The organism is Bradyrhizobium genomosp. III (assembly GCF_000261705.1).
Lineage (GTDB): Bacteria > Pseudomonadota > Alphaproteobacteria > Rhizobiales > Xanthobacteraceae > Bradyrhizobium > Bradyrhizobium ottawaense.
In genome coordinates, this window is record NZ_AJQF01000275.1 from 1 (window position 1) to 9,339 (window position 9,339).

Below are 9,339 nucleotides of genomic sequence, written 5' to 3' on the forward strand. Positions count from 1 at the left end.
ACGTTGGTCTCCTCGTTTTGCGTGGCCCCGGCGGGGCCCGCCAAAACCACCCCGGACACCAGACCGGTCGACACCGAGGCCATCAACAAACGACGCTTGAACGAAAGAACCTTGCCCATCCCCGCCTTCCCATCCGTGACCACCGGCTGTTTTGATTTTCGCCGATTGGTTGAGACGAAGTGTAATCAGCGGCCGGTCGCACGCCAGCCACAAAAGATCGGGCGCTATCCGCTCCCGTTTTCCCGACCAAATCGGGAATTTTTCCCGATCACCTCGGGAGAGCGATCAGGCGGCCGCGGTCGGAACCAGCGCTTCCACGGTCAAACCGCTATCGCCGGAGACGACGTTGAGCGTGCCGCCCAGCGCCAGAATCCGCTCGCGCATGCCGACGAGGCCGAAGCCGAGCTTCTGGCCCGGCTCCATGCCGCGGCCATTGTCGCTGACCCGCACCCGCGCGCAGCAGCGGCCGTCCTGCGCCATCTGCTGCGCCGGCTCGATGACGACATTGACCGAGGTCGCGCCGGCGTGGCGGAACACGTTGGTGAGCGCCTCCTGCACGATGCGATAGATGGTGAGATCGGCGGTCTCGCCGGTGGTGCCCAGCGCGGGCGAGATCGTGGTCTCGATGGCGACGTCGGGATGCGATTCCCGCCACAGCCGCGACAGCGATTCGAGCGCCTGGCGCAGCCCGAGCTCGGCGAGGCCGACGGGGCGGAGGCGCTCCAGCACGCGGCGGTTGAACTGCTGCAGCGCGTTGATCTGCTCCAGCATGGCGCTGCCATGTTTTCGCACCGCCTCCGCATTCGGGACGCGTCCATCCGCCTGCTTCGCCAGGGCGCCGGCATGCGCCCGCAGCGAGAACAGATACGGCCCGAACTCGTCGTGGAGCTCGCGCGCGATCTCCTTGCGCTCGATGTCCTGGAGCGACACCGCCCGCTCGGCGAGGCGCCGCTTGTCCTCGACCGCCTCACCGAGGGTTGCGGCAAGGTGGTTGAGCTTGGTGCAGATTGCGGCGAGCTCCGGCGCGCCGCCCGGTGCGACGCGCGCCTCGTAATGTCCGCCTTCGAGCTTCCCCATTGCCTCCGCCAGCGACTGGAGTGGCGCCAGCGCCCGGCCAACCACTTTCATCATCAGGAAAAACAGTGCCAGCGCGATCGCCGTGCCGACCTCGAGCTGAGTCACGATGCCGTCCCAGATCTCCGCGATCTCGTCATCGGGATGCGAGGTGATCAGGAGCGAGCCGGGCTTGCCGCGGATCGAGACCGGCACGCTCACCGCGGTCTGCTCGGGATGGACCAGGCTGACGAACCAGGCCGGCGGCCCGCGCGTGTCGGCGTCAGTGTCAAGCCGGGGCGGCGTCTGCGCATTGCCGCCGGTGTCCCGAAGCGCGATGCTGACATGGCGCAGGCGGCTGAGGTCGCGCGCGATCTGGTTCAGCCTGGCATCCGGATCGGGCGCCTCGTTGAGATCGGCCACGATCATCTCGATGAATTCGCGCGCGAGCCGGATCACGCTCTGGTCCTCGGCCTGCACGCGGGGACCTGCCTCGGCGACCTGGCGGCCGATATTCACGGCGAGCCCCAGCGCCAGCAGCAGCGCCAGCAAGAGGTTGATGCGCCCGCGCAAGGATAGATTTTGCCACATTGGTGTCGCCCGTGCCTCGCGAAGCCTCGCCCGCCGCTGTCCGATGACGTTGACAGCGGCGAAGCGCCCGATATCTAATCGGAAGCGTACAGCAATCCCGGCCGGGCGCGAAACAGGCCGACGCTGTCACAAGGAAACGCCTATGCGCATTCTGATCGTCGACGATCATCCCATTGTCGCCTCCGGCTGCCGTGCCGTGCTGGCCGACGAGGGCGAGATCGAGATTTTGGAGGCCGCCGACGCCGAGGACGGCGAGTGCGTCTTCATCGTCGAACGCCCCGACCTCTGCATCATCGACATCAATTTGCCGACCGTCTCCGGCTTCGAGCTCGCGCGCCGCATCCTCGAGCGCGCGCCCGAGGCCCGCATCATCATGTTCAGCATGAACGACGACCCGGCCTTTGCCGCGCGCGCGATCGAGTGCGGCGCCAAGGGCTACGTCTCCAAGACCGGCGACCCCGACGACCTCGTCGAGGCGATCCGCGCCGTCGGCGGCGGCGGCACCTACCTGCCGAGCGCGATCGCGCGCAGCATCGCCTTCGCAGGACCGACGCTGGCGCAAAGCCCGCTGTCCAAGCTGAATGCGCGCGAGATGGAGATCCTGCGGCTGCTCAGCGCCGGCAAGAGCCTGTCCGAGATCGCCTGGCTGGTGCAATCGTCCTACAAGACGGTCGCCAACACCTCGTCCATCATGCGCCAGAAGCTCGGGGTGAAGACCTCGGTCGAGCTGGTGCGGCTGGCGATCGACAGCGGTGTTGCCTGACGCGGGCAGCTGCCACAAATTCGGTCACACAAGCGTTGCAATATTGATGTGGTGAGATGCCACGGAGTGAAGGCATGACGATTCAGACTGTCTCGACCAACAAATCCTACGGCGGCGTGCAGGGCGTGTATCGCCATGCCAGCCAGGCGACCGGAACCGACATGGTGTTCTCGGTCTATGTTCCCCCGCATGCCGACGGCGCCAAGCTGCCCGTGGTCTGGTATCTGTCCGGGCTCACCTGCACCCATGCCAACGTCACCGAGAAGGGCGAATTCCGCAAGGCCTGCGCCGAGCTCGGCCTGATCTTCGTCGCGCCCGACACCTCACCGCGCGGCGCCGACGTGCCGGGCGACGCCAACAATGCCTATGATTTCGGCTTAGGGGCCGGCTTCTATGTCGACGCCACGCAGGAGCCGTTCGCGCGCAATTATCGGATGTGGAGCTATGTCACGGACGAATTGCCCAAGCTCATCGCGGGAAATTTTCCCGTCGACGCCAAACGGCAATCGATCATGGGCCATTCGATGGGCGGCCACGGCGCGCTGACGGTGGCGCTGCGCAACCCGCACCGCTATCGCGCCGCGAGCGCCTTCGCGCCGATCGTGGCGCCCTCGCTCGTGCCCTGGGGCACCAAGGCGCTGACCGGCTATCTCGGGCCGAACAAGGACGCCTGGCGCGGCCACGACACGGTGGCGCTGATCGAGGATGGCGCGAAGTTTTCGGGCTTCCTGGTCGACGTCGGCGAGGCCGACAATTTCCTCAAAGAACAGCTGAAGCCCGAGCTGCTCGAAGCCGCCTGCAGCAAGGCGGGCATCCCGCTGACGCTGCGGCGTCAGGCGGGCTACGACCACAGCTATTATTTCATCTCGACCTTCATGGGCGATCATCTGCACTGGCATGCGGAGAAGCTGAAGGGGTGATCGGCTTTCTCCTCACCTCGTGATGAGGGATATCTCTCCGCGAGCGCAGTATCGTAGGGTAGGCAAAGCGAAGCGTGCCCACGATTTCTCTCGAATCATTGATTGATCGTGGGCACGGCGCAAGTGCGCCTTTGCCCACCCTACGATTCTGGAGGGTAAAGAGCGCCCCTACTCCCGCTTGCCGTAATTCGGCGCCAATAGCCGGTTGCGGATCAGGTAGCTCATCGTGCGGGTCCAGGCTTCATCCGTGTTGCCGCGCATGTCGGCGCTCGCGGCGGCGATCATGTTGCCGGTCTTCACGTCGCGCAAATAGATGTTGAGATTGATGATCAGGTTCGAGACCTTCTGCACCATGCCGGTGATCTCGAGGTCAGCGCCCAATTCGCCCGCGAGCTTGAGATCGCAGCCGCCGCAGGCCTGTAAGTTGGCGTGACGGGCGGCATCCCTGACCGGCGCGATGTCGAGCACCTGGAACCTGCCGGACTCCGTCAATTCCTTGCGCAACTGCTCGCTGATGAGCACGAGCCGCGCCTCTTCGGGCCTGGAGCCGTAGAACTCCCCGGGCAGGCTGGTGTCGATCAGCTCGAAATCGAACACGGCAAGCTTCGGTGGATCGGCGCGCGCGAGCGAAGGCGTCAACAGCAAAGCGGCGATCATCATCAATGCTCGCATGATCGTGATTCCAGGCCTCGCACGCGCGGGGACGAAATGCGGGGTTGCATGCCCTGACAAATTGGTCATGCTTGAAGCAGAGACAATTCTCTACCGGCGGTCAAGCGGGGGAGAACGCTTGGAGGAAACATGATCCGATGGTTGGCCGGCCTGATTGGCTTAGGTCTTGCTGCGACGAGCGCGCTCGCGGCGGAGCCTGCCCTGATCGGCGTCGGCTATCTCGGCGTCGCCGGCACCAGATCCACACTGTCGCTGGTCGAGCAGCCTGCGGAGAATGACGGCCTCGCCGGCGCGCGGCTCGCGATCGAGGACAACAATACCACCGGCAAATTCCTGGGCCAGCGGTTCGCGCTGGAAGAGCGCCGCATCAAGGAAGGCGAGGACGTCGTCCAGGCCGCGACCGCGCTCGCGGAGAAGAACGGCTTCATCATCGCCGACCTGCCCGCCGATGCGCTGCTGAAAGTCTCGGACGCCTTGCGCGACCGCGGCACGCTGCTGTTCAACGCGGGGGCGATCGACGAGCGGCTGCGCGAGGCCGATTGCCGCGCCAACGTGATCCACACCGCACCGACGCGCGCAATGCTGGCGGATGCGCTCGGGCAATATCTGGTTTGGAAAAAGTGGTCGCGCTGGCTGCTCGTGGTCGGCTCGCACGATGAAGATAAGCTGTTCGCCGATGCACTCCGGCGCACCGCCACGCGGTTCGGCGCCAAGATCGTTCAGGAGAAGACGTTCGAGGACAAGGGCGGCGCGCGCCGCACCGATAGCGGCGTGACGCTGATCCAGCGCCAGATGCCGGTGTTCACGCAAGGCGCGCCTGCTTACGACGTACTGGTCGCCGCCGACGAGAGCGAGGTGTTCGGCGCGTATTTGCCCTATCGCACCTGGGATCCCCGCCCCGTTGCGGGCTCGGCCGGCCTGGTGCCGCGCAGCTGGGACGCATCGCAGGACCAGTGGGGCGCGATCCAGATGCAGAACCGCTTCGTCAAGCTGAACGCGCGGCGCATGACCGCACTCGACATGCAGGCCTGGACCGCGGCCCGCATGATCGGCGAAGCCACCTCGCGCACCAATTCGGGCGACGTCAAGAAGGTGACTGATTTCATCAAGGGCCCGGATTTCTCGGTCGCCGCCTTCAAGGGCACGCGATTGACCCTGCGCGACTGGAATCTGCAGCTGCGCCAGCCCATCCTCCTTGTCGACGGCCGCATGGTGGTGTCGGTCTCGCCGCAGGAGGGTTTCCTGCACCAGGTCTCCGAGCTCGACACGCTCGGCTACGATCGTCCGGAGAGCAAATGCAAGCTGAAGTGAGAACGCAAATGTTGCGCATGTGGCGCGTGGGGCTTCTGTCCGGACTGGCGCTGGCGGCAGCACCTGCGCATGCGTTCATCGCCTATGTCTCGAACGAGAAGAGCAATACGGTCACGGTGATCGACACCGAGAGCTGGACCGTGACCAAGACCATCAAGGTCGGCCAGCGCCCGCGCGGCATCGATTTCACGCGCGACGGCAAATTCGTGATGGTCGCGGTCGGCGACGACGACACCATCCAGGTGATCGACGCCAAGACGCAAGCCGTGGTGGACAGCCTGCCCTCCGGACCCGATCCGGAATTGTTCGCGCAGGATGCCGCCGGCAAGATCCTCTACGTCGCCAACGAGAACGACAACACGGTGACCGTGATCGACCTCGAGAAGCGCGCCCGGCTCGGCGACATCCAGGTCGGCGTAGAGCCCGAGGGCATGACCATCAGTCCCGACGGCAAGACGCTGATCAACACGTCGGAAACGACCAACATGGCGCATTTCATCGACACGGCGTCGCGCCAGATCGTCGCCAACGTGCTGGTCGATGCGCGGCCGCGCTTTGCCGAGTTCAAGCACGATGCTTCCGAAGTGTGGGTCTCCTCCGAGATCGGCGGCACCGTCTCGGTGATCGACCCGAAGAAGCACGAGGTGATCGGCAAGGTCACGTTCGAGATCCCGGGCCTGAGGAAAGAGGCGATCCAGCCCGTCGGCATCGGCATGACCAAGGACGACAAGACCGCCTTCATCGCGCTCGGCCCCGCCAACCGCATTGCCGTGGTCGACGTCGCCTCGCGCAAGGTGACGAAATACCTGTTGGTCGGGCAGCGGGTCTGGCACATGGCGTTCACGCCCGACGAAAAATATCTGCTCACCACCAACGGCGTGTCGAACGACGTTTCCGTCATCGACGTCGCCGCGCAAAAGGTGATCAAGACGATTCAGGTGGGCGAACTGCCCTGGGGCATCACGATCGCGCCATGACCAGCCCCGCTCCGATTCCCGGGCCACAGGAGGCGCCGAAGCTAGAAGCGGCGGCGGTGCCGGCGCTGTCGATCGACGGCGTCAGTCATGCCTATGGGCAGCGGCGTGCGTTGATCAACGTCTCTTTCAACGTGCAGCCGGCGAGCTTTACCGCCCTGCTCGGCCTCAACGGCGCCGGCAAGAGCACGCTGTTCTCGCTGATCACGCGCCTGTTCGGCATCCAGAGCGGCCGGGTCGGCATTTTCGGCCACGACATCAGCAAGAGCCCCGGCGAGGCGCTGCGGCTGCTCGGCGTCGTGTTCCAGCCACGTACGCTCGATCTCGACCTGTCGCTGACCCAGAACCTGCTCTATCACGCAGCCCTCCACGGCATCAGCCGGAGCGAGGCCGCCGCACGCAGCGCCGAGCTGCTCGGCCGCATCGGGCTCGCTGACCGCGCCGGCAGCAAGGTGCGCGATCTCTCCGGTGGCCAGATGCGGCGGCTGGAGATCGCGCGGGCGCTGCTGCACCGGCCGCGACTGCTGTTGCTGGACGAGCCGACCGTCGGCCTGGATGTCAAGGCGCGCGCCGACATCATCAGCCAGGTCCGCCAACTCGTGACGGAGCAAGGCATCGGCGTGCTCTGGGCCACGCATCTGTTCGACGAGATCATGCCGAGTGACGACCTCGTGGTGCTGCACCAGGGCAAGGTGCTGGCGCAGGGGCCGATGAGCCGCGTCGTCACCGAGGCCGGCGCGCAGGACGTCAACACCGCCTTCATGCGCCTGACCGGCGCGCAAACCATGCCGGGAGGCGGCGCATGAGCAGCATCACCACGCGCGAGGTGCCGCGCGGCTTCTCGGTCCAGGAGTACCTCACCTGCCTTACCGGCATCGTCTGGCGCGAGGGGTTGCGCTTCCTGCATCAGCGCGAACGCTTCGTCTCGGCGCTGGTGCGGCCCCTGGTGTGGCTGTTCATCTTCGCCGCCGGCTTCCGTCAGGTGCTCGGCATCTCCATCATCCCGCCCTACGAGACCTACATCCTCTACGAGGTCTATATCGCGCCCGGGCTGATGGCGATGATCCAGCTCTTCAACGGCATGCAATCCTCGCTCTCGATGGTCTACGACCGCGAGATGGGCAACATGCGCACGCTGCTGGTGAGCCCGCTGCCGCGCGGGTTCCTGCTGTTCTGCAAGCTGCTGGCGGGCACGGCGGTGTCGCTGCTCCAGGTCTATGCGTTCCTGCTGATCGCCTGGTTCTGGGACATCACCCCGCCGTCGTCAGGCTATCTGACCGTGCTGCCGGCGCTGATCCTGTCCGGGCTGATGCTGGGCTCGCTCGGTATGCTGATCTCCTCCGGCATCAAGCAACTCGAGAACTTCGCAGGCGTCATGAACTTCGTCATTTTCCCGATGTTCTTCGCCTCGTCCGCGCTCTACCCGCTGTGGCGGGTGCAGGAGGGCAGCCCCTATCTGTACTACCTCTGCGAGGCCAATCCGTTCACCCATGCCGTCGAGCTGATCCGTTTTGCGCTCTACGGGCAAATCAACTGGATCTCGCTGGCAGTGGTCGCGGCTTGCACAATCGTCTTCATGATCGGCGCGATTCTGGCCTATGATCCCTCGCGTGGGCTGGCGCGACGGGGGCCCGCAGGAGGCGAAGGATGAAGGTTCTGGCGATGGCTGTTGTGGCGCTGGCGCTGTCGGGCACGGCCGCGCGCGCGGCCGATCCACGCTATCCCGACTGGCCCTGCACCCAGGCCAAGGTGCCGGAGATTTCGCTTGCCGCCGTCTGGGCCGGCCCGGCGCTCGACGACGTCCAGAACACATGGAAAGACGACGCCAAGGTCAGCGCACTGGTCGCAAAACTATCGGCGCGCAAAACGCCGCTCGATGAGGCCGAAAAGTCCGTGAAGGAATTTCTGGCCGCCTCCGCCACTGACAAGACCGCGAAGGCGAAGCTCCTGTTCGCCGGCCTGTTCGACACGCTCAATGCCCAGCGCTCCCAGGTGATGGCCGGGCTCGAACGCGTCAGCCGCAAGCAGCGCGAGGCCGCCGACAAGATTCGCGAGGAGGCGATCGCCCTTCAGGCACTGCAGGGCGCGACGCCGCGCGACGAGGCCAAGGTCGAAACGCTCAGCAACGAACTGATCTGGAAGACCCGCATTTTCGAGGACCGCAACAAGGTCGTGCGATTCGTCTGCGAGGTTCCCACCACGATCGACCAGCGCCTGTTCGCACTTGGCCGCGTGATCCAGCAGGAAATGGAATAGCGCCCGCCTCGCTGGAGGCCACGACAAGGTTCCCGGATCGGCCCGGTTAACCTTTGCCCGGCTATCTGCCGGAACCAAATCGATCTAGGATGGCTTGTCGAAGTGAACTCCAAGACGTCGGGAGGCCTCGATGGGAACCACCAGATTCATCTTTGCGGGCGCTGCGGCCCTCAGCATGCTCGCAACCAGCGCTCTTGCCGACGACATGACCGGAATGGTCATGCGGATCGATCGGCTCAACGGCACGATCTCGATCCAGCAGACGCAGAAGGGCACCGTCGGTGGTAGCGCTGGCGGCGCCGGCGCGCTCCAGGAGTACAAAACCAAGGACGCCGCGATGCTGGAGGCCGTTCATGCCGGCGACAGGGTGAACTATTCTGCGACCGACAACAACGGCACGGGCACGCTGACGAAGCTGCAGAAGCAGTAGGCGCTTGCTTCGCCTCTCCCCGTTCGCACCGCCGTCGTGGCCGGGCTTGTCCCGGCCATCCACGCTTGGCCACGCAGCGTGAAGAACGTGGATGCCCGGGACAAGCCCGGGCATGACGACGTCTACTGCTCGGGCCGCGGCTCCGGCTGCACCTCCTCTGTCGGAAGCTTGGCGCGCTCCCAGCCGTCGGTGCCGTCGGGGTACCAGGCGATGTTGGAATAGCCATACGCCAGCGCGCGCTTGGCGGCGTTCCAGGACATCCAGCAATCGGCGAGGCAATAGATCACCAGCAGCGCGGCCTTGTCGCCACGCGAGGCCTGTGCGAGGCCGCGCTGGAGATAATCGTCCATGGCTGGCGGCAAACTGCCG

General features: G+C 65.3%; 10 protein-coding genes and 1 pseudogene. 8 read left to right on the forward strand and 3 right to left on the reverse strand.

What is annotated here, in order from left to right; translation table 11 throughout:
* Window positions 1-285: 285 nt before the first annotated feature.
* Complete coding sequence (locus IC66_RS0123240) at window positions 286-1,644, reverse strand: histidine kinase (RefSeq protein WP_038949205.1); 1,359 nt, start codon at window positions 1,642-1,644, stop codon at window positions 286-288.
* A 142-nt stretch (window positions 1,645-1,786) separates the two neighbouring features.
* Here IC66_RS0123240 and IC66_RS0123245 point away from each other — a divergent pair, with 142 nt between their 5' ends.
* Both IC66_RS0123245 and fghA read left to right on the forward strand, forming a co-directional pair.
* Entirely contained in the window at window positions 1,787-2,407 is a 621-nt protein-coding gene (locus IC66_RS0123245) for a response regulator (protein ID WP_018320706.1), read from the forward strand.
* A gap of 74 nt (window positions 2,408-2,481) precedes the next feature.
* On the forward strand, window positions 2,482-3,327 hold the full coding sequence (fghA, locus tag IC66_RS0123250; protein ID WP_028142683.1) for an S-formylglutathione hydrolase: 846 nt from the start codon (window positions 2,482-2,484) through the stop codon (window positions 3,325-3,327).
* 168 nt (window positions 3,328-3,495) lie between these two features.
* On the opposite strand, the gene IC66_RS0123255 is transcribed toward fghA, so the two are convergent.
* Entirely contained in the window at window positions 3,496-4,068 is a 573-nt protein-coding gene (locus tag IC66_RS0123255; protein ID WP_028142684.1) for a DUF3280 domain-containing protein, read from the reverse strand.
* 60 nt (window positions 4,069-4,128) lie between these two features.
* On the opposite strand from IC66_RS0123255, the gene IC66_RS0123260 reads away from it, so the two are divergent.
* From IC66_RS0123260 to IC66_RS0123285, 6 genes are all read left to right on the forward strand, one after another.
* Window positions 4,129-5,310, forward strand: coding sequence for an ABC transporter substrate-binding protein (locus IC66_RS0123260; RefSeq protein ID WP_038949206.1), 1,182 nt, complete (start codon window positions 4,129-4,131; stop codon window positions 5,308-5,310).
* Window positions 5,311-5,318: 8 nt separating this feature from the next.
* Window positions 5,319-6,287 carry a YVTN family beta-propeller repeat protein gene (locus IC66_RS0123265; protein ID WP_038949207.1) on the forward strand — a complete coding sequence of 323 codons (969 nt, stop codon included), beginning with the start codon at window positions 5,319-5,321 and terminating at the stop codon, window positions 6,285-6,287.
* Entirely contained in the window at window positions 6,284-7,090 is an 807-nt protein-coding gene (locus tag IC66_RS0123270; RefSeq protein WP_028142687.1) for an ABC transporter ATP-binding protein, read from the forward strand. The genes IC66_RS0123265 and IC66_RS0123270 overlap by 4 nt, the downstream gene beginning before the upstream one ends.
* Entirely contained in the window at window positions 7,087-7,935 is an 849-nt protein-coding gene (locus tag IC66_RS0123275; RefSeq protein ID WP_028142688.1) for an ABC transporter permease, read from the forward strand. The genes IC66_RS0123270 and IC66_RS0123275 overlap by 4 nt, the downstream gene beginning before the upstream one ends.
* A complete protein-coding gene (locus IC66_RS0123280; protein WP_028142689.1) occupies window positions 7,932-8,540 on the forward strand; it encodes a hypothetical protein in 609 nt (202 codons plus the stop codon). Before IC66_RS0123275 ends, IC66_RS0123280 begins: the two co-directional genes overlap by 4 nt.
* Before the next feature lie 130 nt (window positions 8,541-8,670).
* Entirely contained in the window at window positions 8,671-8,970 is a 300-nt protein-coding gene (locus IC66_RS0123285) for a copper-binding protein (protein ID WP_028142690.1), read from the forward strand.
* A 122-nt stretch (window positions 8,971-9,092) separates the two neighbouring features.
* On the opposite strand, the pseudogene IC66_RS0123290 reads toward IC66_RS0123285, so the two are convergent.
* Window positions 9,093-9,339, reverse strand: a pseudogene (locus IC66_RS0123290) (PQQ-dependent catabolism-associated CXXCW motif protein); the annotation flags it as partial.

What these genes read in the sequence shown, in the direction of transcription:
- IC66_RS0123270 (WP_028142687.1), top strand. Translation starts at nt 6,284, where the DNA reads ATGACCAGCCCCGCTCCGATTCCCGGGCCACAGGAGGCGCCGAAGCTA.
- fghA (WP_028142683.1), top strand. Translation starts at nt 2,482, where the DNA reads ATGACGATTCAGACTGTCTCGACCAACAAATCCTACGGCGGCGTGCAG.
- IC66_RS0123265 (WP_038949207.1), top strand. Translation starts at nt 5,319, where the DNA reads ATGTTGCGCATGTGGCGCGTGGGGCTTCTGTCCGGACTGGCGCTGGCG.
- IC66_RS0123255 (WP_028142684.1), bottom strand. Translation starts at nt 4,068, where the DNA reads ATGACCAATTTGTCAGGGCATGCAACCCCGCATTTCGTCCCCGCGCGT.
- IC66_RS0123245 (WP_018320706.1), top strand. Translation starts at nt 1,787, where the DNA reads ATGCGCATTCTGATCGTCGACGATCATCCCATTGTCGCCTCCGGCTGC.
- IC66_RS0123260 (WP_038949206.1), top strand. Translation starts at nt 4,129, where the DNA reads ATGATCCGATGGTTGGCCGGCCTGATTGGCTTAGGTCTTGCTGCGACG.
- IC66_RS0123280 (WP_028142689.1), top strand. Translation starts at nt 7,932, where the DNA reads ATGAAGGTTCTGGCGATGGCTGTTGTGGCGCTGGCGCTGTCGGGCACG.
- IC66_RS0123285 (WP_028142690.1), top strand. Translation starts at nt 8,671, where the DNA reads ATGGGAACCACCAGATTCATCTTTGCGGGCGCTGCGGCCCTCAGCATG.
- IC66_RS0123240 (WP_038949205.1), bottom strand. Translation starts at nt 1,644, where the DNA reads ATGTGGCAAAATCTATCCTTGCGCGGGCGCATCAACCTCTTGCTGGCG.
- IC66_RS0123275 (WP_028142688.1), top strand. Translation starts at nt 7,087, where the DNA reads ATGAGCAGCATCACCACGCGCGAGGTGCCGCGCGGCTTCTCGGTCCAG.